The 20,062-nt window shown below is 73.7% G+C and carries 22 protein-coding genes; 12 read left to right on the top strand and 10 right to left on the bottom strand.

Annotated features, from left to right (window positions below; genetic code table 11):
• Positions 1–18: 18 nt before the first annotated feature.
• From FIV44_RS01520 to FIV44_RS01495, 7 genes are all read right to left on the bottom strand, one after another.
• Entirely contained in the window at positions 19–939 is a 921-nt protein-coding gene (locus FIV44_RS01520; protein ID WP_141002963.1) for a type II secretion system F family protein, read from the bottom strand.
• Positions 939–2,867: a type II secretion system F family protein gene (locus FIV44_RS01515; RefSeq protein WP_141002962.1), complete on the bottom strand. Its 1,929-nt coding sequence runs from the start codon at positions 2,865–2,867 to the stop codon at positions 939–941. The genes FIV44_RS01520 and FIV44_RS01515 overlap by 1 nt, the downstream gene beginning before the upstream one ends.
• Positions 2,867–3,196, bottom strand: coding sequence for a hypothetical protein (locus FIV44_RS31660; RefSeq protein WP_246086755.1), 330 nt, complete (start codon positions 3,194–3,196; stop codon positions 2,867–2,869). Before FIV44_RS31660 ends, FIV44_RS01515 begins: the two co-directional genes overlap by 1 nt.
• The gene (locus tag FIV44_RS01510) at positions 3,178–4,386 is read right to left on the bottom strand and encodes a TadA family conjugal transfer-associated ATPase (RefSeq protein ID WP_246086754.1); all 1,209 of its coding nucleotides are present in this window, start codon (positions 4,384–4,386) and stop codon (positions 3,178–3,180) included. The genes FIV44_RS31660 and FIV44_RS01510 overlap by 19 nt, the downstream gene beginning before the upstream one ends.
• A 4-nt stretch (positions 4,387–4,390) precedes the next feature.
• Positions 4,391–5,578, bottom strand: coding sequence for a CpaE/TadZ family protein (locus FIV44_RS01505; RefSeq protein WP_141002961.1), 1,188 nt, complete (start codon positions 5,576–5,578; stop codon positions 4,391–4,393).
• Between the two features lie 7 nt (positions 5,579–5,585).
• Entirely contained in the window at positions 5,586–6,290 is a 705-nt protein-coding gene (gene cpaB, locus FIV44_RS01500) for a Flp pilus assembly protein CpaB (protein ID WP_141002960.1), read from the bottom strand.
• Between the two features lie 174 nt (positions 6,291–6,464).
• The gene (locus FIV44_RS01495) at positions 6,465–8,252 is read right to left on the bottom strand and encodes an AMP-dependent synthetase/ligase (protein WP_141002959.1); all 1,788 of its coding nucleotides are present in this window, start codon (positions 8,250–8,252) and stop codon (positions 6,465–6,467) included.
• Positions 8,253–8,498: 246 nt separating this feature from the next.
• Between FIV44_RS01495 and FIV44_RS01490 the strand changes: the two genes are divergently transcribed.
• Genes FIV44_RS01490 through FIV44_RS01465 form a run of 6 tightly spaced genes read left to right on the top strand, consistent with a single transcriptional unit; the run spans position 8,499 to position 13,673 of the window.
• On the top strand, positions 8,499–8,957 hold the full coding sequence (locus FIV44_RS01490; protein WP_141002958.1) for an SRPBCC family protein: 459 nt from the start codon (positions 8,499–8,501) through the stop codon (positions 8,955–8,957).
• Positions 8,958–8,980: 23 nt separating this feature from the next.
• The gene (locus tag FIV44_RS01485) at positions 8,981–10,174 is read left to right on the top strand and encodes an ArsA family ATPase (protein ID WP_141002957.1); all 1,194 of its coding nucleotides are present in this window, start codon (positions 8,981–8,983) and stop codon (positions 10,172–10,174) included.
• Positions 10,171–10,530 carry a hypothetical protein gene (locus FIV44_RS01480; RefSeq protein ID WP_141002956.1) on the top strand — a complete coding sequence of 120 codons (360 nt, stop codon included), beginning with the start codon at positions 10,171–10,173 and terminating at the stop codon, positions 10,528–10,530. Before FIV44_RS01485 ends, FIV44_RS01480 begins: the two co-directional genes overlap by 4 nt.
• Entirely contained in the window at positions 10,527–11,474 is a 948-nt protein-coding gene (locus FIV44_RS01475; RefSeq protein ID WP_141002955.1) for an ROK family glucokinase, read from the top strand. Before FIV44_RS01480 ends, FIV44_RS01475 begins: the two co-directional genes overlap by 4 nt.
• A 1-nt stretch (position 11,475) precedes the next feature.
• On the top strand, positions 11,476–12,378 hold the full coding sequence (locus tag FIV44_RS01470) for an ROK family protein (protein ID WP_141002954.1): 903 nt from the start codon (positions 11,476–11,478) through the stop codon (positions 12,376–12,378).
• An 11-nt stretch (positions 12,379–12,389) separates the two neighbouring features.
• Positions 12,390–13,673, top strand: coding sequence for a glycosyltransferase 87 family protein (locus FIV44_RS01465; protein ID WP_141002953.1), 1,284 nt, complete (start codon positions 12,390–12,392; stop codon positions 13,671–13,673).
• On the opposite strand, the gene FIV44_RS01460 is transcribed toward FIV44_RS01465, so the two are convergent.
• Positions 13,621–14,049 carry a hypothetical protein gene (locus FIV44_RS01460; protein WP_141002952.1) on the bottom strand — a complete coding sequence of 143 codons (429 nt, stop codon included), beginning with the start codon at positions 14,047–14,049 and terminating at the stop codon, positions 13,621–13,623. The two genes, FIV44_RS01465 and FIV44_RS01460, sit on opposite strands and share 53 nt — an antisense overlap.
• A gap of 10 nt (positions 14,050–14,059) precedes the next feature.
• On the bottom strand, positions 14,060–14,872 hold the full coding sequence (locus FIV44_RS01455; RefSeq protein WP_141002951.1) for an alpha/beta hydrolase: 813 nt from the start codon (positions 14,870–14,872) through the stop codon (positions 14,060–14,062).
• An 87-nt stretch (positions 14,873–14,959) separates the two neighbouring features.
• Here FIV44_RS01455 and FIV44_RS01450 point away from each other — a divergent pair, with 87 nt between their 5' ends.
• The 5 genes from FIV44_RS01450 (at position 14,960) to FIV44_RS01435 (ending at position 18,164) form a co-directional block, all read left to right on the top strand.
• A complete protein-coding gene (locus tag FIV44_RS01450) occupies positions 14,960–15,682 on the top strand; it encodes a lysophospholipid acyltransferase family protein (protein WP_141002950.1) in 723 nt (240 codons plus the stop codon).
• 47 nt (positions 15,683–15,729) lie between these two features.
• The gene (gene macS, locus FIV44_RS01445) at positions 15,730–16,812 is read left to right on the top strand and encodes a MacS family sensor histidine kinase (protein WP_141002949.1); all 1,083 of its coding nucleotides are present in this window, start codon (positions 15,730–15,732) and stop codon (positions 16,810–16,812) included.
• Positions 16,809–17,318, top strand: a complete 510-nt coding sequence (locus tag FIV44_RS01440; RefSeq protein WP_141002948.1) for a flavin reductase family protein — start codon at positions 16,809–16,811, stop codon at positions 17,316–17,318. Before macS ends, FIV44_RS01440 begins: the two co-directional genes overlap by 4 nt.
• Before the next feature lie 193 nt (positions 17,319–17,511).
• Complete coding sequence (locus FIV44_RS33785) at positions 17,512–17,712, top strand: response regulator (protein WP_425465150.1); 201 nt, start codon at positions 17,512–17,514, stop codon at positions 17,710–17,712.
• Positions 17,664–18,164, top strand: coding sequence for a LuxR C-terminal-related transcriptional regulator (locus FIV44_RS01435; protein WP_425465149.1), 501 nt, complete (start codon positions 17,664–17,666; stop codon positions 18,162–18,164). The genes FIV44_RS33785 and FIV44_RS01435 overlap by 49 nt, the downstream gene beginning before the upstream one ends.
• Before the next feature lie 12 nt (positions 18,165–18,176).
• On the opposite strand, the gene FIV44_RS01430 is transcribed toward FIV44_RS01435, so the two are convergent.
• Entirely contained in the window at positions 18,177–19,394 is a 1,218-nt protein-coding gene (locus FIV44_RS01430) for an oxygenase MpaB family protein (RefSeq protein WP_141002947.1), read from the bottom strand.
• Positions 19,395–19,452: 58 nt separating this feature from the next.
• Here FIV44_RS01430 and FIV44_RS01425 point away from each other — a divergent pair, with 58 nt between their 5' ends.
• Positions 19,453–20,055 carry a TetR/AcrR family transcriptional regulator gene (locus FIV44_RS01425; RefSeq protein WP_181410923.1) on the top strand — a complete coding sequence of 201 codons (603 nt, stop codon included), beginning with the start codon at positions 19,453–19,455 and terminating at the stop codon, positions 20,053–20,055.
• The last annotated feature ends 7 nt before the right edge of the window (positions 20,056–20,062 follow it).

Genomic DNA, 20,062 nt, shown 5'->3' with positions numbered 1-20,062 from the left:
AGTGCCGCGACCGTCCGCTCACTTGCCGTTGAACGCGTCGAGGGCGTTGAGCACCGCAGGGCCCATCACGACGATGAACAGGCAGGGCAGGATGAAGAGGATCAGCGGGATCATGATCTTGACCGGGACCTGCTGGGCCTTCGCCTCGGCGTACTGCCGGCGCTTGACCCGGATCTCGCTCGACTGGACCCGGAGCACCTGGCTGATCGGGATGCCGAAGGCGTCGGCCTGCACCATGGAGCCGACGAAGGTGTGGAGGTCATCGACGTTGCTCCGCGCACCCATCGCCTTGAGCGCCTCGGACCGGCTCATGCCGAGCTGCATCTCGCGCAGCACCCGGGAGAACTCCTCGGCCACCGGGCCGTCGGTGTTGCGGGCGACCTGCTGGACGGCGGCGTCGAAGCCGAGCCCGGCCTCGACGCTGATGGTGAGCAGGTCGACGGCGTCGGCCAACGAGCGCTTGATCTGGTCGGCGCGGTGCGCGGCCTTGTTGTAGAGGTAGAGGTCGGGGCCGAAGAAGCCCAGCACGGCGGCGGCGATGGCAATCACGACGAGGGTGGTGAGCGAGCCGCCGAGCAGGGCGCCGTAGGCGACCACCAGCACCGGGAGGACCACGGCGCAGAGGACCTTCGTCGAGAGCACCCGGTCGATCGTCCAGCCCCGCGGGTTGCCGGCGAAGTCGAGCCGGCGGCGGATCCGGTCGGCCTTGTCGGCGCCGGTCAGCCGTCGGCCGAGGGCGAGGGCGCGGGCCTGGAAGGGCGCCAGGATCCGGTCCGCGAACGGCCGGTCCGCCTCCTCGGCGAGCTCGTGACCGGCGGGTCCGGAGCGCTCCAGCGCCTCGAGGGCGCGGGCCAGCCCCTGGGGCTGCTCCTTGGTGAAGGCGGCGCCGACCGCGGCGATGGCGGCGAGGAGGAGCACGAAGGCGAGCAGGAGCAGCATCACATGTCCACCTTCACCATGCGGGACATCCAGAAGCTCCCGATGACCATCCAGACGATGCCGAAGCCGGAGAGGATCCAGCCGCGCGGGTCGTGGATCAGCGGATCGAGGAACTGGCGGTTGGTCAGGAACAGGAACGCGAGGAAGAGCACCGGCAGCGCGCACAGGATGATGGCGGACAGCCGTCCCTCGGCGGAGAGCGCGCGGACGTGCCGGCGCAGGAACTGCCGCTCGCGCATCGTGGCCGCGACCGTGGTGAGCAGCTCGGCGAGGTTGCCGCCGACCTGGCGCTGGATCCGGATCGCCATCACGGCCCAGCCGAAGTCCTTGCTCTGGAACCGGGCCGCGACGCCCTCGAAGGCGTCCTCGATGGACACGCCGATCCGGGCCTCGACGAGCACCCGCTTGAACTCCGAGGCGATCGGCTCGGGCCCCTCGCGGACGACCGTGTCGACGGCCTGGGCCAGCGAGAGCCCGGCGCTCAGCGCGCCGGAGAGCAGCTGGAGGACCTCGGGGAGCGCGGCGTCGAAGGCCCGGCGCCGGCGGCCCGCCATGAGGCGCAGGTAGACGGGCGGTGCGACCAACCCGAGCAGCATGAACAGGAGGCCGAGGACGATGCTGCCCTTGCCGAGCAGCAGCCCGACGACGCCGCCGGCCAGCACGGAGCCGATGTGGAGCAGCAGCCACTCCGAGGGCTTGAACTCGCTGCCGGCGGCGGCCAGCCGCCGGGTCATCCGCTCGTTGAGCGCGCTGTTGCGCTCGAGGATCTCCGCGGCCGCGGCTCTGGCCTGGTCGAGCACGGGCTCGGCCTGCGGCTTCTGCTGGCGCTCCTCGAGCCCGGTCACCCGGGTGCTGTACGCCGTCACCCGGTCCGCGATGCTCATCGGGGCCGGGCGCGCGGGCACGAGCAGGACGGCCACCGCGACCAGGCCCACGGCGAAGACACCGATGCCGACCCACAGCAGCCAGTCCGGCGCCGTCCAGCCGGCGCCCTCGTCGGCGATGGTGGGCAGCGGGACCGCGGCGCCCGGGGTGCTGGCGGCCTCGACCGGGGCGAGGGCGCGGGCCACGACCGGCTCGCCGTCGCTCGTCGGCAGGGTGACCTGGACCGTCGCGACCGTGGCCGAGAAGCCCGAGGGGAGGGGAGCGGTGACGAGCACCTGGTCGGCGAGCGCCTCGGCCTGCTCGGCGAAGGCGGCGGCCAGCGCGGACCCGCTCGAGGTGATGACGTCGCCCTTCCCGGCCGCCGCGATGGTGCGCAGCGGGGCCAGCTGGTCCTCGTCGAGGTCGAGCCCGACGATGTGGACCCGGGTGCCGGCGTCCTCGATCGCGGCGGTGGCGTCCTCGAGGGAGGCGCTGCTCCCGGCGTCGGCGCCGTCCGAGAGGAGCAGCAGCGAGCGCTGGCCGCTGTCGCCGGCGAGGTCGGTGGCGGCGAGGATGCCGTCGTACAGCAGGGTGTTGCGCCGCAGGGACAGCCCGTCGATGACGGTGCGGGCGGCGCTGCGGTCGGTGGTCGGCTCGAGGGCGACCTCGACGGCGCTGTCGAAGGTGACGATGCCGACCTCGACGTCGTCGGGGACGGCGTCCAGGTAGGTCGTCGCGGCGCGCTGGGCGGCCGCGAACCGGCCCTGCTTGCGCATCGAGTTGCTGGTGTCGATGAGCAGCACGGTCGTGCGCTTCACGGCCGACCCGGAGGTCGTGCTCGTGGCGGTCGCGTCGAGCTTCTCGCCGTCCAGGGTCGCGGTCGCGCCGGACAGGTCGACCCGGGCGCCGGCCGGGACGTCGACCAGGATCCGGATGCCGTCGCCGGTGGACTCGACGTGCGCGATGCCGCCGTCCTCGGCGTACGCCGGGCCGCCGGGCAGCAGGCCGAGCAGGGCGACCAGCAGCGCGGCCGCCCCGAGGCGCAGGGTGCGCGCCGCGGTCATCAGATGCGTTCCGTCCGGAAGATCGTCGGATCGACCGCGACATTGGCGTAGGCGAGCTTCTCCAGGAACTTCGGGCGGAGCCCGGTCGAGCGCAGCCGGCCGAGGATCCGGCCGTTCTCGTCGAAGCCGGCCGAGTTGTCGAAGACGAAGACGTCCTGGAGGGTGATGATGTCGCCCTCCATCCGCTCCACCTCGGTGAGGTGGGTGACCCGGCGCGAGCCGTCCTTGAAGCGGGTCTGGTGCACGATCAGGTCGACCGCGGAGGCGACCTGCTCCCGGATGGCCCGGATCGGCAGGTCCATGCCGGCCATCATGACCATCGTCTCCATGCGGGAGAGCGTGTCGCGGGGCCGTTGGAGTGCAGCGTGCAGATCGAGCCGTCGTGGCCGGTGTTCATGGCCTGGAGCATGTCGAGCGCGGAGGCGTCGCGGACCTCGCCGACGAAGATGCGGTCGGGGCGCATGCGCAGGCTGTTGCGGACCAGGTCGCGGATGGTCACGGCGCCCTTGCCCTCGATGTTGGCGGGCCGCGACTCCAGCCGGACGACGTGGTCCTGCTTGAGCTGGAGCTCGGCGGCGTCCTCGATCGTCACGATCCGCTCGTCGGTGGGGATGAAGGACGACAGCACGTTGAGCGTGGTCGTCTTCCCGGCGCCCGTGCCGCCGGAGACGATGATGTTGAGCCGGCCGCGGACGCAGGCGTCGAGGAAGTCGGCCGTCTGCGGCGTCAGCGACCCGAAGTTGATCAGGTCCTGCACGGTCAGCGGGTCGGTCGAGAACTTCCGGATGGTGAGCGCGGAGCCGTCGATCGCCAACGGCGGGACGATGGCGTTGACGCGGCTGCCGTCGGGCAGGCGGGCGTCGACCATGGGAGAGGACTCGTCGACGCGACGGCCGATGCGGGACACGATCTTGTCGATGGTCCGGCGCAGGTGGGCCTCGTCGGCGAAGTGGGCCTCGGCCTTCGTCAGCCGGCCGTCCCGCTCCAGCCAGACGTCGTCGTGGCCGTTGACCATCACCTCGGAGACCTCGGGGTCGCGCAGGTAGGGGTCGATCGGGCCGTAGCCGAGGATGTCGTCGGTGATCTCCTGCGTGACCCGTGCCCGGTCGGCCGCGCTGAGCGGCCGGTCCTGGGCCCCGAGCACGTCGGAGAGGACGGAGCGGACCGTCTGGTCGAGCTCCTCCTGGTCCATCTCGGCGTCGTAGAGGTGCGGGCCGAGCTGCTTGATCAGCTCGGCGTGCACGCTCGCCTTGAGGTCCTCGAGGCGGTCGGTCTCGGTCCCCGCGATCCGGCGGCCGCCCCGGCTCTCCCCGGCGGCGGCCGCCGCCCGGGACGACAGCGGGCCGGGGATCTTCTGCTCGGCCTGCGCGGGCGCGGCGGCCGGCATCGGGGTGGTCTGCTCGGTCGCGCCGACGACGTCGGCGAGGAGCTCGGCGTCCGCCGCTGGCGTGGCGGCGTGCTTGCCCTGGGCCGCGGCCTCGCGGCGGGCAGCGGCGAGGCGCTCGGAGAGGCTGGACACGGGCTCAGCCCCTCCCGCGGCGGAACAGGCCGCGCGAGCGCGGCTGCTCGGGCTGCGCAGGGGACGCGGTGGCCGGCGGGGCCACCGGCTCGCCGGTCACCGACGCCGCCAGGTGGGCGTAGGCGAGGCTCGCGGGGTGGCCCGGCTTGTGCGAGACGATCGGCGTACCGGCGTTGGTGGCCGCGGCGATGTCGACCGCCGTGGCGACCTGGGCGCTCACCGGCATGCCGAGGATGCTCTCGACCTTCTCGACGCTGATGCCGACCTGCTCGTCGGCGCGGTTGAGCAGCAGGTGCCGGTGCCCGCGGGCGATGCTGAGCATGTCCATGGTCTCGAGCGCGACCTTGACGTTCTTGAGCGTGGGGACGTCGAGCGTCGCGACGATCACGCACTCGTCGGTCTCGTCCAGCGCGGTCAGCGTCGCGTCGTCGAAGGACGGCGAGGTGTCGACCACGATGTAGTCGAAGCCGTCGCGCAGGGCCCGCAGGATGCGCGAGATCAGCAGCGGCGTCACCCGCTCCCGTACGTCGGGATGGGCCGGCGCGGCGAGCACGGTCAGCGTGTCCTGGTGCCGGGTCAGCAGGCCCTCGAGCATCGCGAGGTCGATGGAGTCCTCCGACCCGACGGCCTGCTCGATCGAGTGCGTCGGGAAGAGCTGCATGGTGATGGCCACGTCGCCGAAGGCGAGGTCGAGGTCGACCAGGCAGACCTTGCGGGCGCCGCGGTCGGTGAGCGCGAGCGCCAGGTTGACCGAGGACGTCGTCTTGCCGACGCCGCCCTTGGGGGAGAAGACGGTGACGACCCGGCCGAGCTGGCGGGCGCCGCCGGGCCCGCGCAGGGCCTGGTAGAGCTGGTGGGCGCGCTCGACGGCGCTGGTCAGCGCCTTCTCGTCGCCGCCCGCGACGACCACGTCGCGGACGCCGGCGTGCATGGCGCGGGTGAGCACCTCGGTGTCGAACTGCTCGCGGACCAGGATGACGCTGACCGTCGGCCGCTTGATGCGCAGCTCCTCGGCGGTGGCGAGCGCCGAGAGGAGCTCGACCGACGGGCCGAGCGCGACGACGTACTCGTCGGGGTGCTGGTCGAGCCACGCCAGCGCGCGGTCGGTCGTGGCGACCGCGTGCGAGCCGGTGGGCATGGCGCGCACCAGGCTGTCGACGAGGGCGGGATCCTGCTCGACGAGAACCGGCATGACGTCCTCACTCGCTCCCGCGGATCGAGGCGCAGGGTCCGGTCTTGTCGAGCTTGACCTCGCTCTCGGAGTTCAGCAGGGCCACCGACAGCTTGCCGCGCTCCCGGCCGTCCTGGAGCCACTCGAACTGCTGCTGGGTGACGGCGAGGTGGAGCGCAGGGGCGCTGCCCTCGGTGGAGCCGCCGTCGGTCGTGGTCTCGGTCTGCGCGCCCTTGGACAGCACGGTCACCCGGTCGATGAGCAGGCAGGTCGGCGTGCTCGGGTTGACGGTCAGGAAGACGGCGAGCTGGGAGCCGGGCTCGATGAACGAGCCCACGGGGAGGTCGAAGGACTCCGGCTTGGCGATCATGCCGGTCGGCAGGGGCAGCGACGCCACGTCGACGGTGTCGCCGACGCCGCCGAACTTGGTGGAGAGCAGCTGCTCGCCGGCGAACAGCGTGGTCAGCGCGACCTTGCCGTCGAGGTCGCCGAGGTCGTCCTGGCGCAGCGCGGCGTCGAGGACCTGGCCCTGGGGGACGGCGGTCTCGGCGAGCTTGCCGGTGTCGAGCGCGGACTTGATGCTCTCGCCGGGGAGGACCGTCTTCCCGGCGGCGACGGTGACGACGTTCGTCGTCTGGTACTTCTCCGCCGCGCGCGACTCGGCGCCGCGGGCGAAGACGAACACGAGCCCGACGCCGAGCGCGGCGATCACCGCGGCCACGACGAGCAACAACCTGCGACGGTCCACTTCAGAGCCCTCCCGCCCCATGTACTGGTGACTGCTCCCCACTGCAGCGCAGGCCGAGGCTAGCGAAGTCCGCGCCGCAGGCGTGAGCGAAATCGCCAAATGCCGGAGAATGATGTCCGATCGCAGCCCGCGGGATGGCCCGTCGGGACTATGTCCCCGTCAGGAGTACAGCGCCGCGATCTCGTCGCGGCACTCGCGCATCACGACGTTCCGCTTGAGCTTGAGGCTGGGGGTCACCTGCCCGGCCTCCTCGGTCCAGTCCGCGGGCAGGATCGTGAACTTCCGGATCGACTCCGCCTTGGAGACGGCCTTGTTGGCCTCGTCGACGGCGGCCTGGACCTCGGCGCGCAGGTCCTCGTCGTCGACCAGGTCGGCGACCTTGCCGGTCTTGCCGTGCTGCTCGGCCCACGCCGGGAAGGCCTCCTCGTCGATGGTGACGAGCGCGGCGATGAACGGCTGGCCGTCGCCGACGACCAGGCACTGGCTGACCAGGGCCGAGGCGCGCACCCGGTCCTCGAGCACGGCCGGCGCGACGTTCTTGCCGCCGGCGGTGACCAGGATCTCCTTCTTGCGGCCGGTGATCCGCACGAACCCCTCGTCGTCGACCTCGCCGACGTCGCCGGTGTGGAACCAGCCGTCCGCGTCGATCGCCTCGGCGGTCGCCTCCGGGTTGTTCCAGTAGCCCGTGAAGACCTGGCCGCCCCGGAACAGCAGCTCGCCGTCGTCGGCGATCCGTACGGCGGTGCCGGGGATCGGTCGCCCGACGGTGCCGACCTTCTGCGCGTCGGGGAGGTTGACCGTCAGCGCCGCCGTGGTCTCGGTGAGGCCGTAGCCCTCGAGCACGGTGACGCCGATGCCGCGGTAGAAGTGGCCGAGCCGGTCGCCGAGCGGCGCGCCGCCCGAGACGGCGAACTCGCAGTTGCCGCCGAGCGCCGCGCGCAGCCGGCCGTAGACCAGGCGGGAGAACAGCGCGTGCTGCGCGCGGACCCGCAGGGGCACCCGGCCGCCGTCGAGCGCCCGTGAGTAGGCGATCGCGGTCTCCGCGGCCCGGTCGAAGATCCGGCCCTTGCCGTCGGCCGTGGCCCGCTGGGACGCGGTGTTGAAGACCTTCTCGAACACGCGGGGCACCGCGAGGATGAAGGTCGGGCGGAAGGTCGCCAGCTGGGGGAGCAGGTTCTTGATGTCGGCGCTGTGGCCCAGGCGGGTGCGGGACTTCACGCAGCCCACCTGGATGATCCGCGCGAACACGTGCGCCAGCGGCAGGAAGAGCAGCGTCGAGGCGTCGTCGGCGTCGAAGAGCCGCTCCAGCTCGGCGACCGCGACGCCGAGCTCGGTCTGGAAGTTGTCGTGGGTGAGCATGCAGCCCTTGGGGCGGCCCGTGGTGCCCGAGGTGTAGATCAGGGTCGCGAGGTCCGCCGGCCCGGTCGTCGTACGACGGGCCTCCAGGTCGGCGTCGGAGACCTCGGCGCCCAGCGCGATCAGGGTCGCGATCGCGTCGTCCTCGATGGTCCACAGGTGCTCGAGCGCGGGCAGCGCGTCCCGGGTGGCCTCGACCCGGCTGCGGTGGCCGGCGTCCTCGCAGACCACGGCGCGGGTGCCGGAGTCGGACAGGATCCAGTTGATCTGCTCCTCGGAGGAGGACTCGTAGATCGGCACCGTCGCCGCGCCCGCGAACCAGACGGCGTAGTCGAGCAGCGTCCACTCGTAGCGGGTGCGCGAGATGAGCGCGACCCGGTCGCCGGCCCCGATCCCCGCTGCCACGAGGCCCTTCGCCACGGCCGTGACCTCGTCGAGGAAGGCGGCGCAGGTGACGTCGTCCCAGCCGCCGTCGCCGGTCGCCCGGCTGAACTGGACCGCGTCGGGCGCGTCGGCCGCGTTGCGGACCACGTCGTCGGTGAGATTGCCCGCGGGGAGCTCGATGGTCAGCGGGGTGGAGTACTCGCGCATCAGTGGTTGTCTCCGGGGGCTCGTCGGGGGTGGTCCGTGCTCCGGGTGCGTGCATGGCAAGGCGGCGGAGCGACGGCATACCGGGTTGTCTTCCGAGCGACGCTAACGCCGCCAGGTGCGTGCCCGGGGTGCGGGACACACGGCGAGTCTCCGGAGACAACCACGTCGCGCAGGCTACCGCCGCCGGAGGCGGGCATCACGTCGCCCAGGCGGCTGGACGGGCGCGTGTTCCGGTAGCCTTCCGGCATGGCCGAACAGACGTCCTCGTCGATCGTCGTCGACGCACCCGCCGCGGATGTGATGGCCGTCATCGCCGACTTCGCGGCCTACCCCCAGTGGGCCAAGGGCGTCACCGTCGCCGACGTGCGCTCGTCGTACGACGACAGCGACCCGGCCGCGGCCGGCCGCGCGCGTGAGGTGTTCTTCGCCCTCGACGTCTCGCCGATCAAGGACGAGTACACCCTCGCCTACGTGTGGGACGGCGACCGCCAGGTCACCTGGACCCTGGTCGAGGGCAAGATGCTCCGGGCGCTCGAGGGCGCCTACGTCCTGCGCGAGACCGGCGCCGGCGCGACCGAGGTGACCTATCGGCTGGCCCTCGACGTCTCCATCCCGCTGATCGGCATGCTCAAGCGCAAGGGGGAGAAGATCCTCATCGACACCGCGCTCAAGGGCCTGAAGAAGCGCGTCGAGTCCGGCGCCTGACGGCGCTGATGCGGAGCCAGTCCGTGCGGATCGTTCTCTTCACCGGCAAGGGCGGTGTCGGTAAGTCCACCGTCGCCGCCGGCACCGCCGCGCTCGCCGCGGCGCGCGGCCTGCGCACGCTGGTGATCTCGACCGACGCCGCGCACTCCCTCGCCGACGCGTACGGCGCCACGGCGGACGCCCGTGCGTCGGAGCCCACCGAGGTGGCGCCCCGGCTCTACCTCCAGCAGGTCGACGCCCAGCTGCGGTTCGAGCAGTCCTGGGCCGACATCCAGCGCTACCTGCTCTCCGTGCTCGACGCGGTCGGCATGGACCCGGTCGCGGCGGAGGAGATGACCGTGATCCCCGGCGCCGAGGAGGTGCTCGCGCTGCTGGAGCTGCGCCAGCACGCCCGCTCGGGCAGCTGGGACGTCATCGTCGTCGACTGTGCGCCGACCGCCGAGACGCTGCGGCTGCTCGCCCTGCCGGAGGCCCTGGGCTGGTACCTCGAGCGGCTGCTGCCCATCCAGCGCCGGCTGGTCAGGGCGCTGCGTCCCGTCCTCAACCGCGCGGCCGGGGTGCCGATGCCCGGCGACGCCGTCTTCGACGCGATCACCCGCCTGCACGCCGAGCTCGACGACGTCCACGACCTGCTGTCGGGGCCGGAGTCGACCGTGCGGCTGGTCCTCACCCCGGAGCAGGTCGTCCTCGCCGAGGCGCGCCGCGCCTACACCAGCCTGTGCCTGTTCGGGTACCGCGTCGACGGCGTCGTCGCCAACCGGGTGTTCCCGGCCGGCGACGACGACCCGTGGCGGGCCGGCTGGGTCGCCGCGCAGGCGGCCGTGCTGCGCGAGGTCGCCCAGTCGTTCGGCGGGCTGCCGGTGTGGACCTCGGAGTACCAGCCCGCCGAGCCGGTCGGCGTGGACGCGCTGAGCGCCCTCGCCGGAGCCCTGTACGACGACGCCGACCCGCTCGCCGTACCCGCCGGGGAGGGGCCGTTCCGCGTCTCCCGCGGCGACGACGGGAGCGCGGTCGCGCATCTGTTCCTGCCCAACGTGTCGCGCTCGGAGGTCGACCTGGCCCGCAACGGCGACGAGCTGGTGATGACGGTCGGCTCGTACCGTCGCCTGCTGACCCTGCCGCCCGGGCTCGCGCGGCTGCGGGTGGCGGGCGCGAGCGTGATCGAGGGCGAGCTCCGCGTGCGGTTCGCGGAGCCCGAGCCGGTGGAGGCCCGATGACGGACGACCAGAGGCCCGACGACCCGAGGCCCGACGACGTCGGCAGCGTCGGCGAGGAGGCGATGCGGCTCCTCGGCGCCTTCGCCGACCTGGCCCGCCAGCACACCGGCGACGCCGCCCACGAGGTCGGCGAGCACCTCGCGACCGACGCGGTCGAGTGCAAGTACTGCCCGGTCTGCCGGGTCGTGCACGCCGTCCGGCAGACCTCGCCCGAGGTCAAGGCGCACCTGATGGTGGCGGCGTCCTCCCTGCTGCAGGCCGCGGCGAGCCTGATGGAGACGCCGCAGGAGGGCACGACCCGGGCGTCCGAGGTGCAGCGGATCGACCTCGACGACCCCGAGGAGCCGGCGCCGTGACCGGCACCCTGACCTGCGGGATCGACATCGGCGGCACCAAGATCGCCGGCGCCGTGGTCGACGAGGACGGCACCGTCCTCGCCGAGTCGCGCGTGGTCTCGCCGGCGACGGACCCCTCCGCGATCGAGGCGGCGGTGGCCGGCCTGGTCGCCGAGCTGGTCGCGGAGCACGCCGTGACCGCGGTCGGCGTGGGCGCCGCCGGCTATATCGCCTCCGACCGGTCCACCGTCCTCTTCGCGCCCAACATCGCCTGGCGCAACGAGCCGCTGGGCGCCGACCTCAGCCGCCTGATCGGGCTCCCGGTGGTGGTCGAGAACGACGGCAACGTCGCGGCGTGGGGCGAGTTCCGGTACGGCGCCGGGCGCGACCACGACGACCAGCTGATGGTCACCGTCGGCACCGGCGTGGGCGGCGGCGTGATCGCTGGCGGCCGGCTGCTGCGCGGCGCCCACGGCGTCGCGGGCGAGATCGGCCACCTCCGGATGGTGCCCGACGGCCGCCTCTGCGGCTGTGGCAACCGGGGCTGCCTGGAGCAGTACGGCAGCGGCTCCGCGCTGGTGCGCAACGCCCGCGAGGCCGCGCTGGACGACCCGGCCGGTGCCCGGGCCCTCCTCGAGCGCGCCGGCGGCGACGTCGAGGCGATCGACGGCCCGCTCGTCACCACCGCCGCCCAGGCCGGCGACCCGTTCGCGGTCGCCCAGCTCGCCCGGCTCGGCGACGCGCTCGGGCAGGGCATCGCCTCGCTGGCCGCCGTGCTCGACCCCGGGGTCGTGGTGATCGGCGGCGGCGTCAGCGAGGCCCACGACCTGCTGCTCGACCCGATCCGCGCGGGCTTCGAGCGCGAGCTGATCGGCCGGGGCAACCGGGTCGAGCCGGAGATCCGGCTGGCGGCGATGGGCAACCGCGCCGGCGTCGTCGGTGCGGCGGACCTGGCCCGCGGCTGACATGACCTATGTCGGCGTCGACGTCGGCGGCACCAAGGTGCTCGCGGTCCGGATCGACGCCGCCGGGGCGGTCGAGGCCACCGCCACCCGGCCGATGCCGGGCCTGGCGGCCGGACCCGACGAGGTGGAGGCGGCGGTCGCCCTCGCCGCCCGGGACGTGTACGGCGACACCGAGCCGCGCGCGCTGGGCGTCTCGGCCGCGGGGCTGGTGGACGGGGCGGGGGAGCGCTTCCTGTTCGGCGCCCACCTCCCGTGGCGCGACGCGCCGGTGCGCCGTACCCTCGCCGAGCGCACGGGCCTGCCCGTCGTCCTCGACAACGACGCCAACTGCGCGGCCCACGCCGAGCTCGTCTCCGGCGCCGCCCGCGGCGTCGGCTCCGCCCTCCTCATCACCATCGGCACCGGCATCGGCGGTGCGGTGGTCCTCGGCGGCCGCGTCGTCCGCGGCGCCCACGGCCTGGCCGGGGAGTTCGGCCACATGCAGGTCGTGCCCAACGGCCTGGCCTGCGAGTGCGGGCTGCGGGGCTGCTGGGAGCAGTACTGCAGTGGCCGCGCCCTCGAGCGGGTCACCCGGGTCGCGCTCGGCCGTCACCTCGACGGGCCGGAGGTCACCGCCCTCGCGCGCGCGGGCAACGAGGTCGCCCTGCACTCCTTCGCCTCGGTCGGCACCTGGCTCGGGGTCGGCGCCGCCGGCCTGGTCTCCGCCTTCGACCCGCAGCTGGTGATCGTCGGCGGCGGGGTGTCGGCCGTGGGCGACCTGCTGCTCGGGCCGGCCCGGCACGCCCTGGCCGGGGCGCTGCAGGGCACCGCCTACCGGGCGGTGCCCGACCTCGTGCCCGCGCTGCTCGGGCCGGAGGCCGGTGCGATCGGCGCGGCCCTCCTCGCCCGGGACGGGCGTTCGTGAGCGGACCGTTCGTGAGCGGACCGTTCGAGAGCGGACCGGTCGTGCCGGGCGCCGTGCCCGACCGGGTCCGCCTGTGGGCATGGTGGGGACTGACCCGGCTGGTGCTCGTCGTGCTGCTGCTGACGGCGGAGTCGGGCTCCATCACCGACCTCAACTACTACCGGGCCAGCCTCGACGACCTCGGCGCCGAGGGCGTGGGCGGCACCCTCGCGGAGTACCCCGTGCCGGCGTTCCTGGCGCTCGCGGCGCCGTACGCGCTGATGGCGGCCATCGGCGCGACGGGCGAGTACCGCCTGCTGCTGATCGTGCTGCTCCTGCTCCTCGACGCGGCCTTCCACCGGGCCCTGCTGCGTCGCGGCAGCGTGCCGGCCGCCTGGATGTGGGTGGCGGCGGCGCCGGCGCTCGGCGCGGTCACCTATGCCCGGTTCGACCTGCTGCCCGGCGTCCTGGTGGGGCTCGCCCTGCTCCGGCTGGTCGACGCGCCGCGGCGCGCGGCCGTGCTGGCGGTGCTCGCGACCGGGTTGAAGTACAGCCCCGCCCTGATGCTGCCGGCGCTCGCCGCGCCCGCCGCGACCCGGCTCCGGGTCGTCGTCGGCGGCGCGGTGGCGGGGATCGGGCTGGTGGCGGTGAGCATCGCGGTCGGCGGGTGGGACCGGATCGTCTCGCCGCTGTCCTACCAGGGCGACCGCGGCCTGCAGGTCGAGTCCGTGGCCGCGACGCCGGCGATGGTGCGCTGGGCGCTCGCCCCGGACGGCCACCGGGTCTTCTTCGCCCCCTCCCTCGCCTGGGAGGTCGACGGACCCGGGACCGACGCCCTGATCGTCGTCTCGACGGTCGTCACCGTCCTCCTCGTCGTGGTGCTCGGCGGGCTGTGGCTGCTCGCCTGGCTGCGGCTGCCCGACCCGCGCACCGGGCTGCCGGCCGTCGTCTGGCTGACCCTCGGCGCGATCGCGGCGTTCGTCGTCAGCGGCAAGGTCCTCAGCCCCCAGTACCTGCTGTGGCTGCTGCCCGCCGCCTGTGCCGGCCTCGCCCTCCTCGAGGGACGCGACCGGCAGCGGCTGCTGCGCTGGAGCACGGTCCTGCTCGTGGCGACCGCGCTGACGCACGTGGTCTTCCCGCACGGGTACCTCGAGCTGCTCGACCACTCCGGCTGGAGCATCGTGGTCGTGGCCGTGCTGGCGGTGCGCAACGTGCTGCTCGTCGGCCTCTGCGCCTGGGCCCTGGTCGCCGCCCTGCAGGCGGTCAGACGCGTGCCCCGTCGTCCCAGGGGTCGCGTGGCGAGCCCGGCATCCTGATGACGAGATAGCAGAAGCCGATCACGAACCCGCCGACGAGGAGCCAGCCCAGCCACGTCGGCATCCCGATCCCGAGCACGACGAACACCAGCAGCACCGTCGGCGAGCCGAACACGCCGAGCCAGGCGAGCAGTCGGTCCGGCGGCGGCAGCGGGACCGGCGGCGGCTGGCCGGGGACGAAGCGGTCGTCGGCCTGGTCCAGGTCGTCGTAGGAGTCGTCGTACGTGTCGTCGTCGTAGGAGTCGTCGTACCGGTCGTCATCGTCGGCGGGGCCGGGGTCGTCCTCGGCCGCGTCGAGCTCGACGCGGTCGCCGTAGTTGTCGACGATCGCCTGCCAGGCGGCGTCGTCCTGGTGGTCCGGGTCCTCCCGCTGCACGTCCCTCAGGCTACGCCCCGGTCACCCGGGCGACGAACGCCGCCGACTCCTCGAAGACGAGCGGGGCGTCGTTGTCGAGGGTCGCCACGTGGTAGCTCGCGGGCAGCGCGACCCGGGTGACGTCGGTCGAGGAGATGCCGTCGAGGACGATCGGCTCCGACGCGTCGTCGACCACGTGGTCGACGGCGGAGCGGAAGTAGACCAGCGGAGCCGTGATCCGGGGCAGGTCGGCCCGCAGCGCCGGCCACGCCCGGATGAGGGAGTGGATGGCCTTGAGCGGGGTGCGGCTGTAGCCGAGCTCGTCGACGCCGGGCCTCTTGATGTCGTTGGCGATCGCGGGGAACGACGGCACCAGGTGCTTGAGCACGGGCAGCAGCTTGATGTCCAGCCGCCGGCTGGCGACCGCCGGGTTGACCACCATCACGCCGGCGACCTCGTCGGGCCGGTCGGCGGCCAGGCGCAGCGCCAGCGCGCCGCCCATCGAGAGCCCGCCCACGACGACGGCGTCGTGCTCGGCCCGCAGCGCGTCGAAGGCGCGGGCGAGCGCGGCGTACCAGTCCGCCCAGCGCCGGGTGTTGAGGTCCTGCCAGGTGGTGGCGTGCCCGGGCAGCAGGGGTACGGCGACGCCGTACCCGAGCGCGCCGAGGTGCTCGCCCCACGGCCGGATCGAGGCCGGCGAGCCGGTGAACCCGTGGCTGAGCAGGACGCCGACCCGGCGCCCGCCGGTCAGCTCGGGACGGGCCGCGATCGCCAGCGGCGCGGTCGGGTCGTCGGTGCTCTCGCTGGTGCTCTCGCTGGCGCTCTCGTCGGTGCTCGGCGGCATGGCGAGATTGTGCCGCACTGCCACTAGGATCCGTCCCAGTGGCGTCCGTCCGGGCGGACGCCGGAGTCTGGGGAAAGGTCCGATCGGTTGTTCTACTGGTTCCTGAAGTTCATCGCCCTCGGGCCGCTGCTCAAGGTCGTCTTCCGGCCCCGTGCCGAGGGCGTCGAGAACGTCCCCTCGACCGGGCCGGCCATCCTCGCCAGCAACCACCTCTCGTACGCCGACTGGCTCTTCATGCCGCTCGTGATCCCGCGGATGGTGCGCTTCGTCGCGAAGGCCGAGTACTTCACCTCACCCGGCATCAAGGGCTGGCTGCAGAAGAACTTCTTCAGCGGCACCGGCAACATCCCGATCGACCGCGCCAGCGGCGACGCGGCGTCGGGTGCGCTGGTGTCGGCCAAGCGCGTCCTGGCCGAGGGCGAGCTGTTCGGCATCTACCCCGAGGGCACCCGCTCCCACGACGGCCGCCTCTACCGCGGCAAGACGGGCATCGCCCGGCTCACCCTGGAGACCGGTGTCCCGGTGATCCCGGTCGCCGTCGTCGGCACCGACGTCGTGGCGCCCCCGGGCAAGAAGTTCGGCCGGATCACCCGCCCGACGGTGCGCTTCGGCAAGCCGCTCGACTTCTCCCGCTACGCCGGCATGGAGAACGACCGCTTCATCCTGCGCTCGATCACCGACGAGATCATGTACGAGATCATGCGGCTCTCCCAGCAGGAGTACGTCGACATGTACGCCACCCGCGCCAAGGCCGAGTCGAAGAAGGCCGACCGGTCCGACCGCGGCGAGCAGGGGAAGCTGGCGTCCTGAGCGATCCGGCGACCACCACGCGGGCGGCGCTCGCCGTCGAGGACCGGATGTTCCGCGCCCTCGCGGTGCTGCGGGTCGTGGTCCTCGGCTACGCGGTGGTGCTCAACGCCTACCGCAACAACTTCGACCACCCGGTCGCCGGCTGGACCTGTGTCGGCGTGATGGTGGTGGCGACCGCGGCGTTCGGCGTGGTCTACGCCGCCCCGGAGCGGCGGGTCCCGGCGGTGCTGCTGGCCGACCTGGCGCTCGCGGTGGCGCTGCTGCTGGCCACGCCGCTGGTCAAGGGCGAGTGGTTCCGGGCGACCATTCCCGGCTACTGGATCGTGGGCGCCCTGCTGGCGTGGGGGATCCGCTACGGCTGGCGGGGCGGCACGGTCGCGGGCGTGCTGCTCGGGGCGGTCGACCTGCTCAGCCGCGCCGAGGTCGCCCAGAAGGACTGGGGCAATGTGTTCCTGATCCTGCTCGGCGGCTCGATGGTGGGCTTCGTCTGCGAGTCGCTGAAGGCGATGGCCGCCGAGCGCGACCAGGCCCAGCGCGAGGCCGCCGCCGCGGCGGAGCGGGCCCGGCTGGCCCGCGCGGTCCACGACGGCGTCCTGCAGGTGCTGGCCCTCGTGCAGCGCCAGGGCGGCGAGCTCGGCCGGGCCGCCGGAGCCCAGGAGCAGGCCCTGCGCACGCTGATCCGCTCCCAGGACGCCGTCACCGCGACCTCGCCCGACGCCGCCGCCGGCCGCGCCGACCTCGCCGCGGCGCTGGGCGCGCTGGGCTCTCGGCCGCACACCGAGGTCGCGCTGCCGGCCGGCCCGGTGGCGCTGTCGGCCCACGTCGTCACCGAGCTGGCCGCGGTCGTGCGCGCCTGCCTCGACAATGTCGACGTCCACGTCGGGGCGGATGCGGCGGCCTGGGTGCTGGTCGAGGACCTCGGCGACCGGGTCGAGGTGACCGTCCGCGACGAGGGACCGGGGATCGCCGACGGCCGGCTGGCCGCCGCCGAGCAGGAGGGCCGGCTCGGCGTCGTCGAGTCGATCCGGGGCCGGATCCGCGACCTCGGCGGGACCGCTGCGCTCGACACCGGCGCGTACGGCACCGAGTGGACGCTCGTCGTACCGCGTCCGCCGGACGGGGCCCGATGACCATCCACAGCACGCACCCGTTCGCCGACGCCGACCCCGACCCGGCGCGGCGGTTCCGCGGCCGGATCGGCGGCGCCGTCACGCTGTGGACCGCGGGCGACGAGCAGGAGCGCGCCGGCCTCACCGTGACCTCGCTGATGGTCGCCCTCGGCCCGGAGCCGGCCGTGCTGGCGCTGCTCGACCCGGACTCCGACCTGCTCGAGGTGCTCCGCGACTCCGGCCGCGGGGTCGTCCAGCTGCTGTCCTGGGCCGACCGCCAGCTCGCCGAGGCCTTCGCCGGCACGGCGCCCGCCCCCGGCGGCCCGTTCCGGCAGGCCGCCTTCGTGGCGAGCCGGCACGGCCCGCGCCTGGCGACGGCCACGACCTGGGCCGGCGTCCGGCTCGCCGCCGAGCGCGAGGCCGGCTGGTCGGTGGAGGTCACCGCGGTCCTCGAGCAGGTCGAGGTCGGCGAGGACGACGACCCGCTGCTCCATCGCCGCGGCCGCTTCCAGCGCTCCCGGGCCTGATGCAGCCCGCGCGGTCCGGCACGCCGGACGAGTACGCCCAGATCACCACGACCATCGACCCCGCCGTGCTCAGCTACCTCGCCACGTGGCTGCAGGAGCACGTGCCGGCCGGCTGACCGCTTCCCGCCCGGCCTGCCCCGGCCCCGACCCGGCCTGCCCCGGTCGTCGGCGGCCATGGCCTAGGGTCCCTCCCATGACGGACCGGATCCGGGTGATGGTCGTCGACGACCACCCCATGTGGCGCGACGCCGTCGAGCGCGACCTGCAGGCCGCGGGCTTCGACGTGGTCGCCGTGGCCGCCACGGGCGCCGAGGCGATCGCCCGGTTCACCGCGACCCGCCCCAGGTGGTCGTCCTCGACCTGCAGATCCCCGAGCCGAGCGGGGTCGAGGTGACCGCGCAGGTCCTGGCCAGCGAGCCGTCCTCGCGGGTGCTGATCCTGTCGGCGTCGGGGGAGCAGGACGACGTGCTGGCGGCGGTCAAGGCCGGGGCGACCGGCTACCTGGTCAAGTCCGCCTCGCGCGAGGAGCTGCTGGCCGCCGTACGCCGGGTGGCAGCGGGGGACAGCGTCTTCACGCCCGGCCTCGCGGCCCTGGTGCTCGGCGAGTTCCGGCGGATGAACGAGCCGGCCATGCCGCCCGGCGAGCGGCTCACCGACCGCGAGACCGAGATCCTCAAGATGGTCGCCAAGGGACTGTCGTACAAGCAGATCGCCGAGCGGCTGGTGCTCTCGCACCGCACCGTGCAGAACCACGTGCAGAACACCCTGCGCAAGCTGCAGATGCACAACCGGGTCGAGCTGACCCGCTACGTCATCGAGCAGGGCCTGGACGACGACGAGGAGTGAGCGGGCCCGGCGTCAGTCGCCGCGGGCCGGGTGCGGCCGGCCGCCGGCGGGCGAGGCGTCGACGAGGTCGTGCCGGACGTTCCAGTCGCGGCGCAGCCGCTGCTCCTGCTCGACCTCGTACGCCTTGCCCTTGCGGGTGCGCGGCTCGAGCGTGGCCGGGATCCGGTCGAGGGTGTGGTGGAGCGCGGTCAGCACCGGCCCGCCGGCGGCGAGCACCCGGGTGAGCCGGGTCGGCGGGATCGCGAGCTCGTCGGCGATCTCGTCGCCGAGGAAGAGGCGCTCGAGGGCGTGCACCACGCGCGGGGCCTGCCTGCCGAGGCGCCGGGGGAGCACCCCCTGGATCTCGGGGACGAGGAACTCCCGGTTGATGCTCGCGACCAGGGCCCGGCAGTAGTCGTCGACCGGCGGCCGGGTCAGCAGGTAGATCTCCTCCAGCCGCTCCTGCTCGGCCGCGTTGCGCGGCAGCAGCGCGTCCTCGATGCCGAGCAGGTGGCCGAGGTAGCGCCAGCGGGCGGAGGCCGCCGCCTCCTCGTGCGGGAGGTACGGCGCCCCGATCCGCCGCATCGCCCGGAGCGGGATGAGCGTGAACTCCACGAGCGTGTAGCCGAGGTAGGCCTGGCAGATCGGCACGCCCCAGGCGGCCGCGTCCCACTCGGGGCGGCGCTGCAGGTCGGCGCGGACGAGGGCGTGGATGACGCGCACCCGCACGGTCAGCTCGAACCCGTCGCTGTACCGGGTCAGGCCGTCGGGCCGGTTGACGGCGAGCAGCCAGGAGCCGACCTCGATGGTGCGCGCGCCGGCGTTCTCGACGTACCGCCCGGTCAGCTCCAGCGGCCGGGACGCGGCCGAGTTGGCGTACCCGCTGACGAGGGAGGCGGCGCCGAGCACGATGCCGGAGGCGCGGGAGTAGCGCGAGGTGTGCCGCGAGTCGCGGTCGATCGTGGCGGTGTCGAGCCAGGCCGGCACCTCGTCGAGCCGGGCGAAGAGCGCGCGCAGCGAGTCGGGGGCGTCCGGGACGGCGTCGACGCCCTCGCGGCAGGCCGTGCGCAGCATCCGCATCGCCCTGCCGTGACCGAGCGCCGGGAAGTCGGCGACGAAGGCGTCGGCCAGCGGGTCGCCGGCCCCCATCGCGGCGAGGTAGGTCTCGGCGAAGGCGCCGAACCGGCGCCGCGCCTCGTCGACGCGGCGCAGGCTGGTGGGGACGGTGCGGGGGACCTGGCCGGTGGTCATGGAGTGAGGCTAAAGGGAGAGATCCTCATCTTCCATTCACTTTTTTCGGAGGCCCGTGGTGGCACAGCGGCAGCGGGTCCGGCCCCGCCAGGACCGGGCCGTCCAGACCCGGCGGCTGCTGCTGGACACGGCCGTGCGGATCCTCGACCGCGACGGCATCGACCGGCTGTCAACGACGGCGGTGACCCGCGCCGCCCACGTGAGCAGCGGGACCTTCTACCGGTACTTCAACGACCGCGCCGAGCTGCTCGGCGTACTCCGCGAGGAGGCGGTGCGCTCGATCAGCGACGACCTGATGGTCAGCGTCGTCGACGCCCTCGAGCTCGACCTCGACGCCGCGCTCCGGCTGGTCGTCGTCACCCTGGTCGACGGCTTCGAGCGGCACCGCGGCGTCATCACCGCGCTGGTCAACCAGCTCCCCGCCGGCAACAACGCCAACGTGCTGCCCGAGATCGAGGCCGACCTGCACCGGCTCGCCTCCCTGCTGCCGCGCCGGCACCGGCCCCACCTCGCGCCCGAGCAGCTCGAGGCGGTCGTGTTCATGCTGATGGGCGTCCTGGTCTCGACCTGCCTGCGGATCGCCCTCGGCCGGCCCGCCGAGGTGGACCGCGAGCAGCTGGTCGACCTGACCGTCGCCATGATCGGGGCCGGCCTGCGGTGACGGGTCT

Source organism: Nocardioides humi, assembly GCF_006494775.1.
In the GTDB taxonomy this organism is placed as follows: domain Bacteria; phylum Actinomycetota; class Actinomycetes; order Propionibacteriales; family Nocardioidaceae; genus Nocardioides; species Nocardioides humi.
This window is presented reverse-complemented; position numbering and strand designations above follow the sequence as displayed.

Coding starts and splice junctions, on each gene's coding strand:
- FIV44_RS01515 (WP_141002962.1), bottom strand. CDS start 2,867: ATGACCGCGGCGCGCACCCTGCGCCTCGGGGCGGCCGCGCTGCTGGTC.
- FIV44_RS01470 (WP_141002954.1), top strand. CDS start 11,476: ATGACCTATGTCGGCGTCGACGTCGGCGGCACCAAGGTGCTCGCGGTC.
- FIV44_RS01430 (WP_141002947.1), bottom strand. CDS start 19,394: ATGACCACCGGCCAGGTCCCCCGCACCGTCCCCACCAGCCTGCGCCGC.
- FIV44_RS33785 (WP_425465150.1), top strand. CDS start 17,512: ATGACGGACCGGATCCGGGTGATGGTCGTCGACGACCACCCCATGTGG.
- FIV44_RS01495 (WP_141002959.1), bottom strand. CDS start 8,252: ATGCGCGAGTACTCCACCCCGCTGACCATCGAGCTCCCCGCGGGCAAT.
- FIV44_RS01480 (WP_141002956.1), top strand. CDS start 10,171: ATGACGGACGACCAGAGGCCCGACGACCCGAGGCCCGACGACGTCGGC.
- FIV44_RS01440 (WP_141002948.1), top strand. CDS start 16,809: ATGACCATCCACAGCACGCACCCGTTCGCCGACGCCGACCCCGACCCG.
- FIV44_RS01490 (WP_141002958.1), top strand. CDS start 8,499: ATGGCCGAACAGACGTCCTCGTCGATCGTCGTCGACGCACCCGCCGCG.
- FIV44_RS01455 (WP_141002951.1), bottom strand. CDS start 14,872: ATGCCGCCGAGCACCGACGAGAGCGCCAGCGAGAGCACCAGCGAGAGC.
- FIV44_RS31660 (WP_246086755.1), bottom strand. CDS start 3,196: ATGGAGACGATGGTCATGATGGCCGGCATGGACCTGCCGATCCGGGCC.
- FIV44_RS01505 (WP_141002961.1), bottom strand. CDS start 5,578: ATGCCGGTTCTCGTCGAGCAGGATCCCGCCCTCGTCGACAGCCTGGTG.
- macS (WP_141002949.1), top strand. CDS start 15,730: ATGTTCCGCGCCCTCGCGGTGCTGCGGGTCGTGGTCCTCGGCTACGCG.
- FIV44_RS01520 (WP_141002963.1), bottom strand. CDS start 939: ATGCTGCTCCTGCTCGCCTTCGTGCTCCTCCTCGCCGCCATCGCCGCG.